The sequence below is a fragment of the Micromonospora sp. NPDC005254 genome, from assembly GCF_042872525.1.
GTDB lineage: Bacteria > Actinomycetota > Actinomycetes > Mycobacteriales > Micromonosporaceae > Micromonospora.
In genome coordinates, this window is sequence record NZ_JBIAKM010000009.1 from 18,859 (window position 1) to 38,443 (window position 19,585).

The window sequence follows — 19,585 nt, forward strand, 5'->3', positions numbered from 1 at the left end:
TTCGACTCCCTGTCGGTCCACGTTGTAGCGCAGCGTGACTAGAGCACTTACAGCCAGTGGGATGCTCTACATGCCAGCGAGCTACATAGTCGATGACGTGCAATTCGCCGCCGTGGTTGCCCGCTGCCGCTCATGGCGGCAGGTGCTTCGGGAGACTGGCAGCAAGATGACCGGGACCAACGCGGCCCGGCTCCGAGCTGCGCGGTTGAACCTCGACGTCTCCCATTTCACCGGTGCTCGAAAGTGGACGGACGACGAGCTGCGGGACGCTGTAGCCGCAGCCCAGTCGTGGAATGAAGTCGCTCTCCGACTGGGCTGCCCCGCGACATCGGCGAAACGGCGGGCCATGCGCCTCAGCCTCGAATACGGGCACCTTGACCGGCGGGCCCAGGCGTCGCTGCGTTCGCTGCCCGCAGACATGCAGCCGCAGCTCGACCGCGTCAGGTTCGCAGGCGAGAACTTGGCCGCCGCGTGGCTCCAGCTCGCCGGCTGCACCGTCGCGATGGTGCCAGGTCAGGCGCCCTACGACATCGTTGCGGGCTTTCCCGACGGGAGCATGAAGAAAGTCCAGGTGAAGACCACCCAGACACGGCAACTCAGCGACCGCGGCCTAGAGCCTCGGCCGCGATTCTCGCTCACCGTCTTCGCCTACGTCTCCGCGCTGGAACGGGCACAGCTCCCGTACAGCGGCGACGAGGTCGACTACTTCTTCCTGATCGCATCGATCGACGGGATGTGGTTCGTGCCGCACGCTCGCGTTGCCGGTCAGACCAGTTGCAATCCTGGCCCTGAGTACGACGAGTTCCGCGTCCACTGGCCCGTAAGAAATGAGTAACCGCCGGCCGCCGGCCGGTCCCGATGCCGACGCAGAGCAGCTAGGAGTGCTCGCCACCCTGTCACGGTGGAGACCGCGGGTTCGAGTCCCGTCGTTGGCGCAACCAACTCGATCGCAGAACAGCCGACCAACGGAGGCGACGATCATGAGTTTCACGATGCTCCCGGGAACCCGGGCACCCGTCAGGGTGTGGACCGACCCGGACACCATCGAGCAGCTGGCCGCCCAGCAGCTCCGCAACATCGGCGCGCTGCCCTGGGTTCAGGGTGTCGCGGTCATGCCGGACGTCCACTACGGCAAGGGCGCGACCGTCGGCTCGGTGATCGCGATGCGGCAGGCCGTCTCGCCGGCCGCTGTCGGCGTCGACATCGGCTGCGGCATGTCGGCGGTCCGGACCTCGCTCACCGCCGCCGACCTCCCGGACGACCTGGCCGGACTCCGCAACGCGATCGAAGCGACCATCCCGGTCGGGTTCAACCAGCGCGACACGGTGGTCAACCCCCGCCGGGTGCGCGGCCTGGAACAGGCCGGCTGGGACGACTTCTGGAACCGCTTCAACACCCTGCACGACGGGGTGAGCAGGCTGGAAGGTCGGGCCCACAACCAGATGGGCACCCTCGGCGGCGGTAACCACTTCATTGAGGTGTTCATCGAGCAGGGCGGCCCGGACGCCGGGCAGGTGTGGTTGATGCTGCACTCCGGGTCCCGCAACATCGGCAAGGAGCTGGCCGAACGGCACATGGCGGTCGCCCGCACCCTGTCGCACAACGCGGAACTGCCGGACCGGGACCTGGCCGTGTTCCTCGCCGGCACGCCGGAGATGGACGCGTACCGGCGGGACCTGTGGTGGGCGCAGGAGTACGCCCGCCGGAACAGGGCGGTCATGCTGGCCCTGCTCTGCGGCGTGGTCCGCGCCCAGTTCCCGCACGTCACCTACGGGGAGCCCATCTCCGCGCACCACAACTACGTCTCCGAGGAAACCTACGACGGGGTGGAGGTGCTGGTGACCCGCAAGGGCGCGATCCGCGCCGGCCGCAGCGACCTGGGCATCATCCCCGGGTCGATGGGCACCGGGTCGTACATCGTGCGAGGCAAGGGGAACACGGACGCGTACTGCTCGGCGTCCCACGGCGCCGGCCGGCGGATGTCCCGGGGCGAGGCGAAGCGGACGTTCACGGTCGATGACCTGGCGTCGCAGACTGCCGGGGTGGAGTGCCGCAAGGACGCCGGGGTGGTCGACGAGATCCCGGGCGCGTACAAGGACATCACCGCTGTGATGGAGCAGCAGTCCGACCTGGTCGAGGTGGTCGCCCACCTGAAGCAGGTCGTGTGCGTGAAGGGTTAGACCGGTCGGTGCCCGGCGGGGCACCGATCACCGTGAAGGGTTGGCCGAGTCTGGTCGATGGCGCCGCGTTGCTAGCGCGGAGCGGGGAAACCCGCCGGAAGTTCGAATCTCTCACCCTTCGCCAAGCCGTCGTAGCTCAGCCTGGGTAGAGCACGGAGCTGATAACTCCGGGGTCCCCGGTTCAAATCCGGGCGTCGGCACGCAACAGAAGGTCTTGCCTCCGTAGCTCAGTTGGACAGAGCGCGACGCTACGAACGTCGAGGTCGCTGGTTCGAATCCAGTCGGGGGCTCTTACGGGACGTGGCGCAGTTTGGTAGCGCACTTGGCTGGGGGCCAAGGTGTCGTCGGTTCGAATCCGGCCGTCCCGACTGAACGGGTACTAGCTCAACTTGGTGGAGCGCCGGCTTCGGGAGCCGGAGGATGGGCGTTCGAATCGCCCGTACCCGACTCATGGTGAGGCCAGCCGAGGGCAGGCGACGGCCGCTGTCTCGAAAACAGTTGGGGTGAAAGCCCGTGTCGGTTCGATCCCGACCCTCACCGCCAAGCGCCGCGCGACTCTTATTGTCGGACTCTTAGTGGATGATCGAGGGCGTGGAGAAGCGATGCTCGAAGTGCCAGCAGAGGAAGCCGCTTACGGATTTCGCGTTGAACCGTCAGCGACCGGACGGCCGGACGACGTACTGCAAGAGCTGTAAGAAGCAGTACAACGCGACGTATTACAACCTGACCAAGGACCGGCACAACCCAAGCCGCGCAGAGCGGCGGGTACGCCACAGAGCAGGAAACACCCGTCGATTGATCGAATACCTCTCGACGCACCCCTGCGTCGACTGCGGGGAGACCGACGTCGTCGTTCTCGACTTCGACCATCAGCGGGACAAGATTGCCGACGTCAGCCGCCTCCTCAAGGACAACGCGCCGTGGGTGCGCATCGCGGCGGAAATCAAGAAATGTGATGTGGTTTGCGCAAACGACCACCGGCGTCGGACTGCGCGGACTCAGGGATGGGCTCGCCTCACCGAGCCCCAAGCGCCGCTAGCTCATGGGGTAGAGCTGCTGACTCTTAATCAGTAAGTGCAGGGTTCGAGTCCCTGGCGGCGTACCAATTCCCCCGGTAGCTCAGCGGATAGAGCGCTGGTTTCCTAAACCGGGTCGTCGCAGGTTCGAATCCTGCCCGGGGGACAACGCGGGCCGCTAGCTCAATGGCGTAGAGCTGCGGACTTTTGATCCGAGGGTTCGGGGTTCGAGTCCCCGGCGGCCCACTTGCGGGATGGCGCAGTCATGGAAGCGCGCTGGGCTCATAACCCAGAGGTTCCCGGGTTCGAATCCCGGTCCCGCTCCCGCCCTGGTAGCTCAGCGGGAGAGCGCCGTCCTGACGCGACGGAGGCCGGGGGTTCGACACCCTCTCGGGGCACGCATGGAGCCGTCGACTAATGGCAGGTCGCCGCCCTTTCAAGGCGGATCGTGCGGGTTCAAATCCCGTCGGCTCTACCAACGTCCAGTTCCCAGGCACAGAGCGCGCCGAACGGCGAGTGCGGTGTCACCGAAGATCGCCGGTTCGAGTCCGGCCGCCTTGGGACCTGGCCCTTTCCCCTGTAGCTCAAAGGTAGAGCGGCCGGCTGTTAACCGGCTGATCTTGGTTCGAGTCCAGGCAGGGGAGCCAAGCCCGTGTAGCTCAGCGGCAGAGCACCGCTCCCACACAGCGGGTCGCCCTGGTTCGAGTCCAGGTACGGGCACTGGCCTTCGGGCCGCAGTTGTGGCTGTAGCTCAGTGGTAGAGCGCCCGGTTGTGGCCCGGGAGGTCGCGGGGGTCAGTACCCGCCAGTCACCCCAAGGGAGTGCGCCACCGATGGTGAGGTGGGCCGGGCTGTAACCCCGGTGCGTTCGCGCTCAGGGAGTTCGAATCTCTCCACTCCCACGCATGCCTGCGTAGCTCAGGGGACAGAGCACCAGCTTCCGGAGCTGGGTGTCGGGGGTTCGATTCCCTCCGCGGGCGCTTCTGCCTGGTCGTGTGCCCGAGTGGTGAGGGAGCGGTCTGCAAAACCGCGTACGCCGGTTCGATCCCGGTCACGGCCTCAACTGCCATCCACTGTCGGATAACGAGCGAGATGCTCAGGTCGACCAACTGCCGGGGCTCAGGACGCGCTGCGCGTCACCGGATCTCGTTGTCGGGGTGGTCGCTGTCGTAGGCCTGACGGGCTTCGGAGATGGCTGCGCGGTGTGCCAGTGACCAGTCGGCGAGTGCTTTGACGAGGTGGGTGAGGCTTGTGCCGGTTGCGGTGAGGCGGTAGTCGACCTGGGCGGGCACGGTCGCGTACACGGTCCGAAGGACGAGGCCGTCTCGTTCCAGGCGGCGCACCGTGAGGGTCAGCATGCGCTGGGAGATCCCGTCGATGGCGCGCTGGAGTTGGCGGAAGCGTCGCGGCCCATTGGCGAGTTCGACGATCACGAGAACCGACCACTTGTCGCCCACCCGGTCAAGAACGTCTCGGATGCCGCAGTCTGCGTGATCCGGCTGTCCGCATGGTTCGAGCTCGGCGGCTCCCGCAGTTACTTCGGTGTGCGCTGGTGACACGAGACTGCCTCCTTGTGAGCCACCGGGCGCGGGTCCAGGCTCTCACTGTAGTTACTGAAGAGAACCACGGTAGGGGACCGAATCGCAATGATCATGGTGACCGGCGCCAACGGACAGCTCGCTTCGCTCACACTCGCAGAGCTCGGCGAGCGAGACGTACCCGCCTTGGCAGGAAGTCGCACTCCCACCAGCGCACAGCGCCACCTTGACTTCGACGACCCCGCAACCCTCGATCTCACAGGCGTTTCGACCCTGGTCCTCGTCTCGGCCGGGTATGCCGAGGACGACCAGGTCATCGCGCGTCACCGGACTCTTCTCGACGCTGCAGGCCGCGACGGCGTGGCCCACGTGGTTTACACCAGCCTGACCAGCGCCGGGGACCACCTCGGGTTCGCGCTCGCCCACAGGGCCACCGAGCAAATGATCAAAACCGGCGGGCTCGCGTGGACCATCCTGCGAAACGGGCTGTACGCCGAACTGTTCGGTGCCTTGCTCGCGTGGACTCCCGACGGCCTGGAATCAGCATTCGGGACCGGTGCACTCTCCGCGGTAGCGCGGGCCGACCTGGCAGCTGCCGCAGCCGTCGTCGCAAGCGAGCCCACCGCGCACGTCGGCAAGGTGTACGACGTGGTCGGGGACCCGATTACCGCTGGCGGTATCGCCGACCGTCTCGGCGTCGCGCACCACACAATCGGCCTGGGTGAGTACCGCACCCGACTTCTCGGCGAACCCAACCTGCTGCCGTTCCAGCCGCCGATGCTGGCCTCAATCGCCACCGGTGTCCGCCACGGGTTCCTCGACAACACCAGCCCCGACCTCATGCGCCTGCTGGATCGACCGCTCACGGATCCACTCACCGTCGCTGCGGATGCCACGGCCGCCACGCGCCCTGGCACGCACTGACACAGATGCTTCACAAGAATGCCCTCCGCTCATGCCGATGCGCGTGCGAGGGCTTGAGGGGCTGCAACGGCGTTGAGTTTCGCTATGGTGTCCATTCTGTCGTCCCATGCACCCGACCTCTGACCCTCTAGGGGAGCGTCATGACCGCTACGTACAGGAGGCACGGGTGAGGCTTCTTCTGACGTCCGGGGGCGTCCAGAACCCGAGCATTCGCAATGCGCTGGTCGACCTGCTGGGCAAGCCGATCGCCGAGTCCACGGCCCTGTTCATTCCGACCGGTGTCTACCCCTTCCCCGGCGGAGGTGAGAAGGCGTGGAAGGCGATTCACGGCCAGGCCACCATCCCGCTGACCCAGCTCGGTTGGAAATCCCTGGGGATATTGGAGCTCACCGCACTGCCGACCATCCGAGAAGAGAACTGGGTCCCGGCCGTCCGGCAGGCCGACGCCCTCCTCGTCTGGGGCGGCGATGTGCTCTACCTGACCTACTGGCTGCGCCAGTCGGGTCTGGCCGACCTCCTACCGTCGCTGAGCGATACGGTTTACGTGGGGGTGAGTGCCGGGAGTATCGCGGTCACCCCGTACAACTGCGATGCCGAGTTCGACCTCGAATTCGTCCCCGACGGCAGCGACATGGCGGAGGGCGCTGACCGGGCGCTGGGGCTGGTGGATTTCACGCTGTACCCACACCTCAATCACCCGGACATGGAGGGCACCGAGCTGTCCACCATTCAGAAGTGGGCGTCCGGAATCCCGGTCCCGACCTACGCCATCGACGATGACACCGCCATCAAGGTGGTCGACGGCGCCGTCGAGGTTGTCTCCGAGGGGCACTGGAAGCTGTTCCCCTGATAGCCGCCGCCAACAGCGATCGGCATGCCGGGTGTCAGTGCGGGTACGCGCCGGACTGGGCCGGGCCCCACACCAGAGCGAGGCCGTCCAGCACTGTGGATCGCGGGCGAGGAGCCGCTGCGGTTCCTTCGCAGCGGCACCACAACCGTCGCCGGACGCGGACCAGCCTCCATGGCGATCATCGACCCATCCCGCTACGATCCGATATCGACAGATAACTGAGCGTCAATACGGCGGTGGTCGCAAGCCCTGGACGCTGGCAATCCGGCGCCGCTACGAACGTGGTGCCGGCCTGAGGATCACGCCGCCTCGACGAAGGGAATCCGGATGACGGAGAGCGCGCAGACCACCGAGAGTCGGACGGTTCCGCCCGCGCGGCCGTACCCGTTCAGTGTGCCCGACCGCCTCGTCGTCGATCCGACCTATGGCGAGCTGCGCGAGAACGAGCCGATGACCCGGGTAAAGCTCCCCTACGGCGAGGAGGCGTGGCTCGCCACCCGGTACGAGGACGTCCGTACGGTCCTCGGTGACGTGCGGTTCGGCCGCGCCCTGTCCGTCCAGCGCGACGAGCCCAGGCTCACCCCGCGCCAGCAGTACAGCGGCATGCTGACCATGGACCCGCCCGATCACACTCGGCTGCGCCGGTTGGTGGCGAAGGCGTTCACGGCACGTCGGGTGGAGGCGCTGCGACCCCGAACCCAGGAGATCGCCGACAGGTTGGTCGACGACATGGTCCGGCTCGGTCCTCCGGCCGACCTGGTGGAGCACGTCGCCACGCCGCTGCCGATCCAGGTGATCTGCGAGCTGCTCGGGGTCCCGTACGCCGACCGCGACCGCTTCCACGTCTGGTCCGAGGCGATCGTCTCGACCACCTCGCTGCCCCTGGAAACGATCCAGGAGTACCTGAACAATCTCTGGGGGTACATCGGTGGTCTGGTCGCCGAGCGGCGCCGCGACCCGGGGATCGACGACCTGCTCGGCGCGTTGGTGCGGGCCCGCGACGAGAATGAGGATCGGCTCAGCGAGACCGAGCTGGTGGAGCTGGCCGGAGGGCTGCTCGCAGCCGGCCACGAGACCACGGTGACCCAGATCCCCAACTTCGTCTACGTCCTGCTGCACAATCCGGACCAGCTCGCTCAGCTGCGGGCCGATCCGTCGCTGGTGCCGGCCGCGGTCGAGGAACTGTTGCGGTACGTGCCGCTCGGCGTCGGCTCCTCCTTCGCCAGGTACGCCAAGGAGGACGTCGAGGTCGGCGGTGTGCTGGTCCGGGCAGGTGAGCCGGTTCTCGGCTCGCTGTCGTCGGCGAATCGGGACGGTACCGTCTTCGCCGACCCGGACCGGCTGGACTTCGACCGCGAGCAGAAACCGCACCTGGGCTTCGGGCACGGCGTACACCACTGCGTCGGCGCGCAACTGGCCCGCATGGAGTTGCAGGTCGCCGTCGCCACCCTCGTGACGCGCCTGCCCGGATTGCGGCTTGCCGTGCCGGAAGCCGAGCTGGAGTGGAAGCGGGGCATGTTGGTGCGGGGCCTGCTCGGCATGCCGGTGGTCTGGTGAGTACCGCGTGGCGGATCGGGGTGGACTCGGGCCGCTGCATCGGCACGAGCATCTGTGCCGGTACCGCGCCTGAGCACTTCCGCCTGGTGGGCGGCCTGTCCGAGCCGCTGGCCGACGTCGTCGCCCCGGCCGACGTCGTCCTCGACGCCGCCGACTCGTGCCCGGTGGAAGCGATCACGGTCCGCGACGCCACCGACGACCGGCTGATCGCGCCGGAGGAGTGACCCGACCGAGGGCCGCGACGGTCGTGCCGCCGCGCTGGGCGCGAAGACCGGCGCGGGCGGCGGATCATGGTAGGAGCGAGGCCTCGGCGCACGCGTTGGCATTGCTGCGGTCGCCGCCTATGGTGGAGACATGTCCCCGGTGACGTTCCGCTCTCCTGTCGTCACCGGTGTGGCGGCAATCGGGGCTGCCTGCGTGGCGACGGCGGCGTGCCGGATGGTCGGGATGCGAGTGCCGGTCGTCCGCGTGCTGCACATCGCGCCCACCTCCCGGCTGTCGAGCCCGGCGCGAACCGGCCGAGGCCCCCCGCGGAATCGTTGCATCACGGAACGACCGCCAGGGCGAAGCTATCAAGCTTCGGCCCTTTTCTTTTTCCCTTCGAAAGGCAGAGGTAGACCATGAGCGTCGATCATCGAACCGTCGACCAGGGTTGGCTGGCTGATCTGCGAGCGTCCCTGGCGGAAGACTTCGCCACGCAGACGGCTCGGCTACGGGAATTGACCGAGCTCAACGCGGACACCGGCGACCCGAGCGAGGCCCACAACCGGGCCGCACTGCTGGTGGCCACCCGCCGCAACATCGAGCAGATCACCGGTGCGCTGAGCCGCATCAGCGACGGCACCTACGGTGCCTGCACGAAGTGTCGCCAGAACATCCCGGCCGAGCGGCTCGAAATCCTGCCGCACGCGCAGTTCTGCGTGTCCTGCCAGGCGAAGCACAACGGCTGATTCCCGGTGTGGCTGCCGTGCCTCGGTGGGCACGGCAGCCACAGGCCGTCACGCAGGAGATGACTCCGCCACGGTGACGACGTCCAGGACGTCAAGGATTCCCAGCAGCCCGGCGAGGGTCACGGCCTCGGAGCGGGTCAGGGTCAGCGAGTAGGTGGCGTCGGGGTCGTCGGGGGACTCGTAGACGAGATCTCGCCGGCCGCCCGAATGGTGCGTGACCACGCCCACGCGGCGGCCGTCGGCGGTGGTGAACATGCGGCGTACCCCGATACCGGGCAGCGGGGTCAGTTCGACAATCATGGGGACTCCAGCGGGCAGGGCGGCGAATGTGCGCGGCGGCTCGGCAGCGGCGCAGGCCGGCGAGTGTGGCCAGGCGAAGTGCGGCGGGGCGCGGTGACAGCGCGGCCGACCGGCCATGGCGGCCAGCCGGGCGGCGCCATGGGACTGGCGCGGGCGGGGCGAGTGGATCAGGCAAGGCCCCGCGCATGGCGCGGGGGAGCACGATCCGCCGACCAAGCGGGCACACAACCGGGGATCGCCCGCCGTGCGGAACGGAACACGATGCACAGCCCGATCGACCGGGTGGCGGAGAGCACCAGTACGAGCACGGCAAGCAGCAGCAGCATCGTCGGCAGCGGCGCTCGCCCGCCGACGCGCCGAAGGCTGCGTCGATCGTGCATGCCCGAACCATAGCCGTCGCCCAGAGTGGAGACCACATCCGCATCGGGTGACCGCCCATGCCCCGCCAGCAACGCCGGCGACGACCCCGCGCGCCGGGCTGGATAGTCCATCGCTTCGTGAGCGCCGGAATGCTACGAAGGGACGTGCCTGACATGACCAGTTCCCTTGATGCCACGTCCCTGGAGACTCCGCGGCTGCTGTTGCGCCGCTGGCAAAGCAACGATCTGGACGGCTTCGCCGCGGTGAACGCACAGCCCGAGGTCATGCGCTACATCCATGACGGCCGCACCCTGGACCGGGCCGCGACCGCGGAGCGCCTGGCCAACTATCAGCGGCACTGGGAGGAGCACGGCTTCGGCCTGTACGCGGTGGAGATCAAGGAAACCGGCGAGCTGGCCGGTTTCACCGGGCTGGCGGTGCCAACCTTCCTGCCCGAGATCATGCCGGCCGTGGAAATCGGCTGGCGGCTCGGCCGCGCGTACTGGGGCCGGGGCTTCGCCACCGAGGCGGCCCAGGCCGTGGTCGCCCACGCTCGTGCCGAGCTCGGACTGCGGCGGCTGGTCAGCATCCACGTTGTCGGCAACGAGGCGTCGGCGCGAGTGATGGTCAAGCTGGGCATGGCGCTGGACCGCGAGACCGTGCAGCCGGACACCGGCCGCCAGGTCCGGGTCTATGCGATGGATCTGTAAGCGGTCCACCCAGCGGCCGTCCCGACAGCCGTTTCGGGGAGCCCGCTCACGATGAGCCGGCTCCCCGGAACCTGGCCCGGGCTCGAACGGTGCTTTCCCCTACGGCGACGGCTCGCACAAGTGGATCCCACCGGTCTAGCTGATCCGAGCAGAGGCGGTTGTGGTGAGGACAGCGCGTCGGTGAAAGGCTCTCTTGCCCGTTGGCGGCGATCCTCGCGAAGTCGCGGGACGTATCGACTGTGTGATGATCGGGTGGTGCGGGTGATGATGGCCACCGATGCGGGGCACCCGGGGCGGAAGAATGAGGACTTCGCCGGTGCCGTGCCGTCCGGCATGGTTCTGGTTGACGGCGCGGGTGGCATCGCCGGCGCCGAGAAGGTCTGCCATCACGGCGTTACCTGGTACGCCACCCGTCTCGGAGGTGCTCTCCTGGGCGCGCTGTCTGATGACCGGACCCTACGTGAGGTGCTGGCCGAGAGCATTGAGCGGATCACCGACGAGCATCGCGACACCTGCGATGTCACGAATTCCATCAGCCCTTACTCGGCCGTGGCGATGCTCCGATTCTCGGATGGTCTCGTCGAGCACCTGGTCCTCGGAGACGCCGTGGCGGTCATCGGCCGGACCGGGGCCGATCCCTTCGTCGCCCACGATCCGCGCGAGGTGATGATCGCCCGCTCCGTGGAGGCCCGGCTGAAGGGCGTGCCGGAGGGCACTGACGAGTACCGGCGACTCCTGCTGGAGTTGCGTGCACAACGGAACAGCCCGGGCGGTTTTTGGGTGGCCAAGGACGACCCGCGGGTGGTGGACGAGGCGATCACCGGCAGCTGCCCAACGGACGAGATGACCGTTGCTGCGCTGCTGAGCAACGGCGTGAGCCGGCTGGTGGACACCCTCAGACTGACCAGTTGGGCGGGACTGCTGCACCTGGCGGGGACGGTCGGACCCGGCGAGATCATCCGCTGGGTCAGGGAGGCTGAGGTTCGCGGCGACGTCGCCCCCGACGACGCGACGATCCTCTGCTGCAGCCGGACTAGACAGCTCGGCGACGGGTGACTCGATTGCCTTTTTCCGGCCGGGCATACTCGCTGCTCATGACGTACGACCTCGCGGTTTGGCAAGGCGAGCGCCCAGACGAGTGGAACGCGGCCGAGACCTTCAGCGCCTTGTACGACCAGTCCAGGCAGACCGCTTAGCCTGGACGGCGTCCCCATGCCGAGATCAGCGGCGCGAGGGTGAGGTCGAGCTCGCCGGCATCGACGGCGGCCAGGTGCGCGTCGATCTCGGCGTCGTCGGCCAGCCCGGCGGCGAGCAACTCGGCGCGGACCATGCGTACCGTCGCGATCTCCAGCCGGTCGCAGGCCACCCCACCGACTGGGAAGCAGCCGGCCGCCGCCACATCGACCAGGCCCGCCGCGCGCAACGCCTGCGGCAGCGTACGGCCGTAGCGCAGGTCGGCGCCGCGGCGCGTCATCAACTCCCGGACGGCACGCCGCAGCCGGTTGGCACGCCGCTGCGCCGGACCGACCTCATCGAGACAGGCCAACGGCTGCAACTCGGTGTCGGCATCCTCGACCAACAACCAGCCGCCGGGCCGCAGCGCCGCCACCATCGTCGCCAACGCCCGGGCCCGGTCGGGCACGTGAACGAGCACGAGCCGCGCGTGTACCAGGTCAAACGTGCCGGACTGCGGCGGCGGGTCCCCGACGACGTCGTGCCGAAGAACCTCGTACCCGCCCTGCGGGTCCAACCAGGCCGGATTGATGTCCGTGGCCAGCACGTAACCGGCTGGTCCGACGGCCGTGGCCAGGGCCTCGGGAATGCTGGGACCTCCGGCACCGACTTCCCAGCAGCGCCAGCCCGCCCGCACTCCGAGCCGGTCGAGGTGCCCACGCGTGACACCGTCGAACAGTTCGGCCAGCCAGCTGAACCGTTCGCCCGCCTCACGCCGGGCATTGTCGAGCAGGTAGCGGTGATCCGGGGCAGGCTCCGTGGAGTGTGGCGACGGGGTCCTGGTCTGCGCGCCCGCAGTATTCACCGGTCCGCCCGTCGTGTGCGGCTCGGGCCCGGGATCGACGACGGGCTGCGATGAACTCATGCCCACATCCTCACGCCCGATCGCGTACGGCGTCAGCGCGACACGGGCTGAAACCAGACACAGCAACGCCTCGACCGGCCCAGTCGCAGGGGGCTCACGAGTCGGCGAGCCGAAGGAGATCACGTAGGTGGGCAACCTCGGAGCGGTTCTCCGGACCGAATCGCTGCAGTGCTCGGCGCCACGCGTCCACCGCCGCGAGCAGGTCGCCCGCGGCGTGGTGCGTGGTGCCGAGGTGGGTGAGCGTGCGTTTGAGCGGGACGCGCGCCGACGGTGCGCTGGCGACGGGCGCGGTGGCTACCGGCGCGCGAGCTGCGGGGGTGGCGTCGTTCGGTGCCCTCGCCGTAGGGGCGCTGGCCGCCGGGGCCGTGGCTGTCGGGGTGCTGGTCATCGGGCGGCTAGCCATTCGCCGGGCGGTCGTGCGGGAGCCGCGCGTCGGCCGGTTGGAGATCGACGAGCTGGTGGTGCACAGCCAACCCGCTGCCGAGGGATGACCCGCTCCCGCGCTGGGCGCGAGACCGTCGTTGGTGGTGCGCGGGACACCGTGGAGGTGGCGGGCAGCACCGAGTCCGGGAGACTGGCGGGGCATCAACTCGCCCGGGTCAAGAACCAACGCGGTGCGGTCCGTCGGCGGGACGCGTTCGCGCCGACGGACCGCACCGGAAACGACGCCTACGGTTTGCGGGCGAGGAGCCCGACGAAGGTGTGATAGGTGTCGGTCTGCATCGGCGCGGGCGTGCCCGGCTCTGGACGCCACTCGGCCAGCGGCACCAGCCCCGGCTCCAGCAGCGTCAGCCCGTCGGCGAACGAGAGGATCTCCTCGTCCGTACGCCAGCGGCCGGTGCCCAACGACTCGTTGAAGACCCGCTCGACCTCGCGGGCCTTGCGAGAGCCTTCAGGGTCCCGCTCACCCGGGTCGCGGAAGTGTGAGATCGCCACATAGCTGCCGGAGGGCAGCGCGTCGATCAACGCCGCCGCCACCGCTCGCGGATCCTCGTCGTCACCGAGGTGGTGCAGGATCGCGAAGAGCAACAACCCGATCGGTCGGTCAAAATCGAGAAACCGACGTACGTCCGGATGGTTGAGGATTTCCTGTGGTGCCCGGACGTCCGCCTGGATCACCGTCGCGGTGCCCTCCGCGGCGAGCAGGGCCCGTCCGTGTGTCAGGACGATCGGATCATTGTCCACATACACCACCTGAGCCTTCGGGTTCTGCTCGGTGGCGACCTCGTGCACGTTGCCCTGGGTGGGCAGCCCCGATCCGATGTCGAGGAACTGGTCGATGCCCGCCTCGGTGACCAGGAAACGAATCACGCGACGCAGAAAGGCCCGGTTCGCCTGACCGGCTGCCGGCCCATCCGGTGTGATCCGCAGGGCGTGCTCGGCGACCTGTCGGTCGACCTCGAAGTTGTCCTTGCCGCCGAGGAAGAAGTCATAGACCCGGGCCACGCTGGGAATGCTGGGGTCGATGCCGGGGGGTGCCGCCTTGTCGCGGGTCACAGGCGTCTCCATTCGATCGGGACGGGCGCAGTCTGAGGTCTGCGGGCGGTGCCGGATTGCGGCGAGTCTAGCGATCGGAAGGGTTGAATTTTACCCCGACTGGTATCGCTCCCAGCGAACCGTCCCGTGACCAGCACACTCGTTCAGCGACGCCGGCTGGCGGTAGGCCCGGCGCCATCACGGTCATGTTGCTGGCGGTCGGCCGGGACCCGGCGCCGCGTCCCGTTAGGCTCGCCGACATGCCGGACAGCACTTCGACGTCGCGCGTAGTCGGCGGCGATGTCATCGAAGGGCGGCAACGCCTCATCTTCGTCAACAAAGGTGATCACTACGCACTCAGCACGCTCGGCGTTTTCGCGGACGGCGTCGTCCTCTGGCGATACGGTTCAACTGATCTCGACGGCCTTCGCGCTGTGTTCGACGATGGAACGCTGACCCTGACGCCACCCGAGGGCTCTTCGCTGATCATCAGCGACACGGCGAGAGGATCCGTGCCGGCACTGGAGTCGTGGCTGACTCCGGAGCTGGTGATCGGCGAACTCGCCGACGAGGTGGACCTTCTCAACAACCGGCCGGATTCCTCCCGGCGCTGCTGGAACGCACTGCTGGTGTACGCCGCGGAGCCGACCGGGGCAAACCTGGAAATCGTTCGCGCGCTGTATCACGCGGTGCCCGAACACCGCCGGATCTACATGCTCGGTGACATGGACCAGAACGACGTCCCGGTCCGGATCCTGCTCGCTGAAGTGGGTGAGACGATCCAGGCCAGGCGCTCAGGCCACATGCTCACGGTGACCCCCGAGGCCCGGAAGCAGGCACTCGACTATTTCCGCAGGAGCGAGGCTGGTATCGCCAAAGCCCGGACACAGCAGGTGGCGGACGGACCGGAGACAACCGTCCCGCTGACCATCGGCGGGCACGTCTATCCGCAGGGCTGGCCGGACCCCGCGGGCCTCGAGGTCCTGCAGATCGACTATCCGGCGACGGTGATACACGGCGGCCGGGAGTACGCGAGCGTCATGCACGCCTACTGGGCGCTGTCCACTGATGACGCCGAATGGCGCCATCGGATCGCCACGGCCGTCCGTGGCCTCGACGCCCGGGCTGTCGGCGAGGAGGCACCCCGGCGGGCAGGCTGGCCGGCGGCGCGGCTGAGCGTGATGGCCTCGCTGCTGCGGGACAAGTTCGAGCGCCATCCGGCGATGGCGGAAACGCTGCTGGGCACGGGTGACGCCCGGCTGCTCTACAACGACTGGGCTTCGAAGTATTGGAGTTCGAGCGGCACCAACTGGATTGGACGGCTGCTGGAACTCGTCCGGTCGGAACTGACTCACCGATAACCGGTCCCGCCGAAAGGGATCACCGGCCCGTGAACGGTCCGGGCCGGTGATCAGGAGACAGTGTTGCGGGTCAGCGGCCCTGCAGGCGCTTCACGTTGTCGCCGAAGGTCCAGCCCTTCGACCCGTCCCAGTTCGCCGACCAGGTCATCAGGCCCTTGATGCCGGGGACACTGTTGTACGCCTGGGTGACCAGCGACGTCGACATGTAGCCGCCACCGGCACCGGACTGCGCGGGCAGGCCCGGAACCTGCTTGTCGTACGGCACGCGGATGGTGGTGCCCTGGATGGTGAGGCCGTTGTTCAGGCACTGCGTCTGCACCGTGAAGCCCTGCACGGTGCCGGCGGGGTACGAGTCGCCGGCGCAGCCGTACATGCTGCCGTTGTAGTACTGCATGTTCAGCCACCAGAGCCGGCCGTTGTCCACGTACTTCTTGATGATCGGCAGGTACGAGCCCCAGATCGAGCCGTAGACCACACTGCCGCCGGTGACGTAGGCCGTCTCCGGTGCCATGGTCAGGCCGAAGTTCGAGGGCATCCGGGCCAGCACCCCGTCGATGATCCGGATCAGGTTGGCCTGCGACGTCGACAGGGTGTTGATGTTGCCGCTACCGGTCAGGCCGGTCTCGATGTCGATGTCGATGCCGTCGAAGTGGTAGGCCGTCAGGATCGGCACGATCGTCGCGATGAACCGGTCGGCGACCGCGGTGGAGCTCAGGTCGATGCCCGCGGCGGCCCCGCCGATCGACATCAGGATCGTGGCGCCGGCGGCTTTGGCCTGGCACATCTCGGCCGGGGTGGCCACCTTCACGCCAGCGTCCATGCCGTTCTCCCAGAGGACCGTGCCGTCTGAGCGGATCACCGGGAACGCCGCGTTGATCACGTTGTAGCCGTGCTGGTTGAGCCGGCTGTCGGTGATCGGGATCCAGCCGAGTCCGGGGTGGACACCGTTCGAGGCACCGTCCCAGTTCTCCCAGTAGCCCTGCAACACCTTGCCGGTGGGCCGCGACTTCACCGCGCAGGTCCCGCCGGTTGGCGGCGGCGTGGTGGGGGGAGGTGTGGTCGGAGGCGGCGTGGTGGGTGGCGCGGTCGTCGGTGGTGGCGTGGTGGGCGGCGGCGTGCTTCCCGAGCACGCGCCCAGGTCACGCCACAGCGACGGGGTCGCGGCGGGGTTCCAGCCGGCGCCGGGGTACGCGGTGTGGGTGACCAGAGCCTGGTAGAGCCGGCCACCGTAGGTGACCTGGGTGCCTGCCTGGTAGGTGGTGCCCTCGGCCCAGGCCGGCGCGGTGCAGGCGACCAGCGCGACGGCGTTGGCCGAGGGCACGGCCGCCATGCTGCTGGGGACGAAGGCGACGGCGGCCGTGACGGTCATCGCCGCCCCGGCCACCACTGCGAAAATCCGACGGCTTTTCATGGCTCACTCTCCGGCTTCGGCGACCCGTGACCTCCACATATTGACGTTCGTGTGGCTTAATAGCAAGGGTTGTTTACAGATAGCGGCCGGGTCGTCGCCGTCGCCGGCGGCTCCGGGGCGCCCAGCCGGGTCCGGGGCCGCCGAGGGGACCGGTGCCCGGGTGCCGCGGCGACCGCCTCGACAGGCGGCGGCGACTGTCGTGCTGGATACTTCCCCGATGACCAATCCTGACCTCGATCCGGACGTCTATCCACCCCTCGATCCTCGCGAGCCCGTTCCGGAGACCGCCGAAGAGCTGCTTCCCGGTACGCCGAATGAACTGCCGGCCGCGCCGACTGAACCGATGCCCGACGACGGCGAGCCCGGAGGCGTACCCGAGCCGGCGTGACAGTCGTCCGGCAGCGCTGTCCGACCCCTAGGCGGGGGTCAGCGTGTAGACCCAGGTGATCTCGGCGTTGCGGGACCCCGCGCATGGTCGCCGACCGAGGCGTGAGATACGTTGGCGATCATCGATACGTGGCGGGATCGTCGACGTATGACAGGCGTGTTCCCGTCCTCGCTGATCCGCCGCCTACTGCCGGGTCTGCTGGCCGCCGTCGTGGTGTCGACGGCGGTGCTCACCACCGCGATCAGCGCCGCTCCGGCAGCCGACGCCGGGGCCGCGCCGCCGGCCGCGTACCCCGGAATCGTCCCGGCCCCCGGCGGGCCCGCGGCGCCGACGCCAACCACGGCGCCCAGTACGCCGAGCACCTCGCCCTTCCCGCCGAGCGCGCCCACGAACCTGACCGCCAGCGAGGTCCGGACCGGGTCGGTCACCCTCACCTGGACGGCCGCCAGGCCGGGCTGTTGCGCCGTCACCGGCTACGACATCACGTACTACCAGGCGTTCGACGACGTCATCTACAGCGCCAGCGTCGGGGCCGTCACCACCACCACGATCAGCAACTACCTCCGGCCGGGCAAGCAGTACTCGTTCCGGGTGGCCGCCCGGGACAGCCTGGGACACCGCTCGGCCTCGACAGACGCGCTGACCGTGGTCACCCCGGTGACGGACACCGGCCCGGACACCACCCCGCCGAGCGCCCCGCAGAACCTGGCCGTCGGCGAGGTGACCGCCTCGACCGCCACGCTGTCCTGGTCGCCGTCGACGGACAACGTCGGCGTGCTCGGGTACAACGTCTACCAGTTCGACGGCTGGTTCACCTCGACGCTGATCGCCACCGTGCCGGGAACGACGTACACGGCGTCGCTACCCCCGTCGACGCCGCTTCGCAACCTGTTCTACGTACGGGCCCGGGACGCGGTGGGCAACGTGTCGATCGCGTCCAACACGGTCGCCCTGCCCACGACGTCCACTCCGCCGCCCCCACCGCCCTCGACCTGCCGGGTCACCTACCGGAACCAGTCCGAGTGGCACGGCGGCTTCGTGGCCACGGTGACGGTCCAGAACGCCGGGGCGGCACCGATCGACGGGTGGATCGTCACCTTCAGCTTCCCGGGAGACCAGCAGGTCATCTCGGGGTGGAACGCCACGGTCGGCCAGACCGGCGCCACCGTGACCGCCCGTAACGTCGACTGGAACCGCGTCCTCGCGCCGAACGGCTCGGCGAGCTTCGGCGTCCAGGGGCGGTGGAGCACCAACGACGCGCCGCCGACCAGCTTCTCGTTGAACGGCGCCCCCTGCACGGTGGGCTGAGCGCGTCCCTATTGGAGGATTCTCGTGAGCACACCCCACCGCCGCCGCAGAGCACTGCTCGGGGCTGTCACGGCCGGCATCCTCGCCGCCTCGACCACATTCGGCGGTACGACCGCGCCGGCCTCCGCCGCGAACACGCTCAGCATGCGGGGCGCCGACGTCTCCTCGTTGCAGCGCAGCCTGGATCTGGGCGCCAGGTACTACGATGCCGGCGGTGTCGCCCGCGACCCACTGGACATCCTGAAGTCCGTCGGCGTCAACTACGTCCGACTGCGCGTCTGGAACAACCCGATCAGCGGCTACAACAACAAGAGCAAGGTCTTGACCCAGGCGAGGGCGGCCAGGGCGAAGGGCCTCAAAGTGCTCATCGACTTCCACTACTCCGACACCTGGGCCGACCCCGGCAAGCAGTACAAGCCGGCCGCCTGGGTCGGCCACAGCCTGAGTCAACTGCGCACCGACGTCTACACCTTCACCTACGACGTCTGCTCCAGCCTCCGAGGGCAGGGCACCCCACCGGACAGTGTGCAGATCGGCAACGAGATCAACGTCGGGATGCTGTGGGACGAGGGCAAGGTCGTCAACAACGACTTCGCCCCGCTGGCCGGCTTGCTCAAGCAGGGCTACAACGCGACCAAGGCGTGCGGCAGCGGCATCCCGGTGATGATCCACACCGCCGACGCCGACAGCAACGCCAACGCGCGATGGTTCTACGACGGCAACCGCGCCCAGGGTGTGCAGTGGGACATCACGGCCCTGTCGTACTACTGCATGTGGCACGGGACCCTGGCGAACCTCTACAACAACATCGTCGACCTGCGCGGCCGCTACGGGAAGCCGGTGGTGATCGTGGAGACCGCGTACCCCTTCACCCGGAACAACGCGGACAGCGAGCCGAACGCCATCGGCGACGCGACCTGTGACGGCATCAGCGCGACCTGGTCCGGGCAGGCCCAGGAGTTCGACTGGGTCCAGAACACGGCCCGCAACGCGGGAGCCATCGGTGTCTTCTACTGGGAGCCGACCTGGTACGCCGTCAACGGCAACGGCTGGGATCCGGCCAACATCAACGGCACCGGAAACCAGTGGGACAACATGGCGGTCTTCGACTGGTCCGGGCGGGTGAACCCGGGCGTGCGCTGGACGCCCTGACCCGTCG

General features: G+C 68.4%; 20 protein-coding genes and 19 tRNA genes. 33 read left to right on the top strand and 6 right to left on the bottom strand.

What is annotated here, in order from left to right:
- Nucleotides 1–61 precede the first annotated feature (61 nt).
- The 21 genes from ACFYPR_RS25350 to ACFYPR_RS25450 all read left to right on the top strand — a co-directional run bounded on the left by ACFYPR_RS25350 (nt 62) and on the right by ACFYPR_RS25450 (nt 4,255).
- Complete coding sequence (locus ACFYPR_RS25350; RefSeq protein ID WP_363937692.1) at nt 62–835, top strand: hypothetical protein; 774 nt, start codon at nt 62–64, stop codon at nt 833–835.
- A gap of 25 nt (nt 836–860) precedes the next feature.
- A tRNA-Asp gene (locus ACFYPR_RS25355) sits at nt 861–935 on the top strand.
- Nucleotides 936–980: 45 nt separating this feature from the next.
- Nucleotides 981–2,180, top strand: coding sequence for an RtcB family protein (locus tag ACFYPR_RS25360; RefSeq protein WP_363937695.1), 1,200 nt, complete (start codon nt 981–983; stop codon nt 2,178–2,180).
- A 34-nt stretch (nt 2,181–2,214) separates the two neighbouring features.
- Nucleotides 2,215–2,304 (top strand) — tRNA-Ser (locus tag ACFYPR_RS25365).
- A 1-nt stretch (nt 2,305) separates the two neighbouring features.
- Nucleotides 2,306–2,380, top strand: a tRNA-Ile gene (locus ACFYPR_RS25370).
- 16 nt (nt 2,381–2,396) lie between these two features.
- Nucleotides 2,397–2,470, top strand: a tRNA-Arg gene (locus ACFYPR_RS25375).
- Between the two features lie 4 nt (nt 2,471–2,474).
- A tRNA-Pro gene (locus tag ACFYPR_RS25380) sits at nt 2,475–2,548 on the top strand.
- A 5-nt stretch (nt 2,549–2,553) separates the two neighbouring features.
- Nucleotides 2,554–2,627 (top strand) — tRNA-Pro (locus ACFYPR_RS25385).
- 5 nt (nt 2,628–2,632) lie between these two features.
- Nucleotides 2,633–2,723 (top strand) — tRNA-Ser (locus tag ACFYPR_RS25390).
- 486 nt (nt 2,724–3,209) lie between these two features.
- Nucleotides 3,210–3,285 (top strand) — tRNA-Lys (locus tag ACFYPR_RS25395).
- Nucleotides 3,286–3,288: 3 nt separating this feature from the next.
- Nucleotides 3,289–3,362, top strand: a tRNA-Arg gene (locus ACFYPR_RS25400).
- Nucleotides 3,363–3,368: 6 nt separating this feature from the next.
- Nucleotides 3,369–3,442 (top strand) — tRNA-Lys (locus tag ACFYPR_RS25405).
- Nucleotides 3,443–3,444: 2 nt separating this feature from the next.
- Nucleotides 3,445–3,520, top strand: a tRNA-Met gene (locus tag ACFYPR_RS25410).
- A gap of 2 nt (nt 3,521–3,522) precedes the next feature.
- Nucleotides 3,523–3,594: transfer RNA gene (locus ACFYPR_RS25415), tRNA-Val, on the top strand.
- Nucleotides 3,595–3,599: 5 nt separating this feature from the next.
- A tRNA-Glu gene (locus tag ACFYPR_RS25420) sits at nt 3,600–3,674 on the top strand.
- Between the two features lie 95 nt (nt 3,675–3,769).
- A tRNA-Asn gene (locus ACFYPR_RS25425) sits at nt 3,770–3,843 on the top strand.
- 1 nt (nt 3,844) lies between these two features.
- Nucleotides 3,845–3,916, top strand: a tRNA-Val gene (locus ACFYPR_RS25430).
- 20 nt (nt 3,917–3,936) lie between these two features.
- Nucleotides 3,937–4,012, top strand: a tRNA-His gene (locus tag ACFYPR_RS25435).
- A gap of 1 nt (nt 4,013) precedes the next feature.
- Nucleotides 4,014–4,097 (top strand) — tRNA-Tyr (locus tag ACFYPR_RS25440).
- A 5-nt stretch (nt 4,098–4,102) separates the two neighbouring features.
- Nucleotides 4,103–4,175: transfer RNA gene (locus ACFYPR_RS25445), tRNA-Arg, on the top strand.
- A 9-nt stretch (nt 4,176–4,184) separates the two neighbouring features.
- Nucleotides 4,185–4,255, top strand: a tRNA-Cys gene (locus ACFYPR_RS25450).
- Between the two features lie 76 nt (nt 4,256–4,331).
- Here the strand turns inward: ACFYPR_RS25450 and ACFYPR_RS25455 are convergent.
- The gene (locus ACFYPR_RS25455) at nt 4,332–4,652 is read right to left on the bottom strand and encodes a helix-turn-helix domain-containing protein (protein WP_354862252.1); all 321 of its coding nucleotides are present in this window, start codon (nt 4,650–4,652) and stop codon (nt 4,332–4,334) included.
- A gap of 189 nt (nt 4,653–4,841) precedes the next feature.
- Here ACFYPR_RS25455 and ACFYPR_RS25460 point away from each other — a divergent pair, with 189 nt between their 5' ends.
- The 5 genes from ACFYPR_RS25460 to ACFYPR_RS25480 all read left to right on the top strand — a co-directional run bounded on the left by ACFYPR_RS25460 (nt 4,842) and on the right by ACFYPR_RS25480 (nt 9,014).
- Complete coding sequence (locus tag ACFYPR_RS25460; RefSeq protein WP_387262788.1) at nt 4,842–5,657, top strand: NAD(P)H-binding protein; 816 nt, start codon at nt 4,842–4,844, stop codon at nt 5,655–5,657.
- 166 nt (nt 5,658–5,823) lie between these two features.
- Nucleotides 5,824–6,507, top strand: coding sequence for a Type 1 glutamine amidotransferase-like domain-containing protein (locus ACFYPR_RS25465; protein WP_355068501.1), 684 nt, complete (start codon nt 5,824–5,826; stop codon nt 6,505–6,507).
- A 327-nt stretch (nt 6,508–6,834) separates the two neighbouring features.
- The gene (locus tag ACFYPR_RS25470) at nt 6,835–8,064 is read left to right on the top strand and encodes a cytochrome P450 (protein WP_387262790.1); all 1,230 of its coding nucleotides are present in this window, start codon (nt 6,835–6,837) and stop codon (nt 8,062–8,064) included.
- Entirely contained in the window at nt 8,061–8,288 is a 228-nt protein-coding gene (locus ACFYPR_RS25475; protein WP_354862258.1) for a ferredoxin, read from the top strand. The genes ACFYPR_RS25470 and ACFYPR_RS25475 overlap by 4 nt, the downstream gene beginning before the upstream one ends.
- 396 nt (nt 8,289–8,684) lie before the next feature.
- Nucleotides 8,685–9,014: a TraR/DksA family transcriptional regulator gene (locus tag ACFYPR_RS25480; protein ID WP_387262794.1), complete on the top strand. Its 330-nt coding sequence runs from the start codon at nt 8,685–8,687 to the stop codon at nt 9,012–9,014.
- Between the two features lie 48 nt (nt 9,015–9,062).
- Here ACFYPR_RS25480 and ACFYPR_RS25485 read toward each other — a convergent pair whose 3' ends face one another.
- On the bottom strand, nt 9,063–9,314 hold the full coding sequence (locus tag ACFYPR_RS25485) for a potassium transporter TrkA (RefSeq protein WP_354863283.1): 252 nt from the start codon (nt 9,312–9,314) through the stop codon (nt 9,063–9,065).
- Nucleotides 9,315–9,481: 167 nt separating this feature from the next.
- Nucleotides 9,482–9,694 (bottom strand): hypothetical protein, encoded by a 213-nt coding sequence (locus ACFYPR_RS25490; RefSeq protein WP_387262796.1) that lies wholly within the window; start codon nt 9,692–9,694, stop codon nt 9,482–9,484.
- A 153-nt stretch (nt 9,695–9,847) separates the two neighbouring features.
- Between ACFYPR_RS25490 and ACFYPR_RS25495 the strand changes: the two genes are divergently transcribed.
- Together ACFYPR_RS25495 and ACFYPR_RS25500 are read left to right on the top strand one after the other, a co-directional pair.
- Nucleotides 9,848–10,384 carry a GNAT family N-acetyltransferase gene (locus ACFYPR_RS25495; RefSeq protein ID WP_354863287.1) on the top strand — a complete coding sequence of 179 codons (537 nt, stop codon included), beginning with the start codon at nt 9,848–9,850 and terminating at the stop codon, nt 10,382–10,384.
- Between the two features lie 264 nt (nt 10,385–10,648).
- Nucleotides 10,649–11,440 (top strand): hypothetical protein, encoded by a 792-nt coding sequence (locus ACFYPR_RS25500; protein WP_354863288.1) that lies wholly within the window; start codon nt 10,649–10,651, stop codon nt 11,438–11,440.
- Between the two features lie 136 nt (nt 11,441–11,576).
- Here the strand turns inward: ACFYPR_RS25500 and ACFYPR_RS25505 are convergent, their stop codons facing one another.
- Nucleotides 11,577–12,482 (bottom strand): methyltransferase domain-containing protein, encoded by a 906-nt coding sequence (locus ACFYPR_RS25505; protein ID WP_387262799.1) that lies wholly within the window; start codon nt 12,480–12,482, stop codon nt 11,577–11,579.
- Between the two features lie 236 nt (nt 12,483–12,718).
- Between ACFYPR_RS25505 and ACFYPR_RS25510 the strand changes: the two genes are divergently transcribed.
- Entirely contained in the window at nt 12,719–12,973 is a 255-nt protein-coding gene (locus tag ACFYPR_RS25510; RefSeq protein ID WP_387262802.1) for a hypothetical protein, read from the top strand.
- 178 nt (nt 12,974–13,151) lie between these two features.
- Here ACFYPR_RS25510 and ACFYPR_RS25515 read toward each other — a convergent pair whose 3' ends face one another.
- The gene (locus tag ACFYPR_RS25515; RefSeq protein ID WP_354861117.1) at nt 13,152–13,979 is read right to left on the bottom strand and encodes an SAM-dependent methyltransferase; all 828 of its coding nucleotides are present in this window, start codon (nt 13,977–13,979) and stop codon (nt 13,152–13,154) included.
- Between the two features lie 239 nt (nt 13,980–14,218).
- Between ACFYPR_RS25515 and ACFYPR_RS25520 the strand changes: the two genes are divergently transcribed.
- Nucleotides 14,219–15,319 carry an NADAR family protein gene (locus tag ACFYPR_RS25520; protein ID WP_387262804.1) on the top strand — a complete coding sequence of 367 codons (1,101 nt, stop codon included), beginning with the start codon at nt 14,219–14,221 and terminating at the stop codon, nt 15,317–15,319.
- 70 nt (nt 15,320–15,389) lie between these two features.
- On the opposite strand, the gene ACFYPR_RS25525 is transcribed toward ACFYPR_RS25520, so the two are convergent.
- A complete protein-coding gene (locus tag ACFYPR_RS25525) occupies nt 15,390–16,730 on the bottom strand; it encodes a carbohydrate-binding protein (RefSeq protein WP_387262807.1) in 1,341 nt (446 codons plus the stop codon).
- Nucleotides 16,731–16,947: 217 nt separating this feature from the next.
- On the opposite strand from ACFYPR_RS25525, the gene ACFYPR_RS25530 reads away from it, so the two are divergent.
- From ACFYPR_RS25530 to ACFYPR_RS25540, 3 genes are all read left to right on the top strand, one after another.
- Nucleotides 16,948–17,118 (top strand): hypothetical protein, encoded by a 171-nt coding sequence (locus tag ACFYPR_RS25530; RefSeq protein ID WP_354861122.1) that lies wholly within the window; start codon nt 16,948–16,950, stop codon nt 17,116–17,118.
- A 147-nt stretch (nt 17,119–17,265) separates the two neighbouring features.
- A complete protein-coding gene (locus tag ACFYPR_RS25535; RefSeq protein WP_387262810.1) occupies nt 17,266–18,426 on the top strand; it encodes a cellulose binding domain-containing protein in 1,161 nt (386 codons plus the stop codon).
- Nucleotides 18,427–18,450: 24 nt separating this feature from the next.
- On the top strand, nt 18,451–19,578 hold the full coding sequence (locus ACFYPR_RS25540) for an arabinogalactan endo-beta-1,4-galactanase (protein WP_387262813.1): 1,128 nt from the start codon (nt 18,451–18,453) through the stop codon (nt 19,576–19,578).
- Nucleotides 19,579–19,585: the final 7 nt, after the last annotated feature.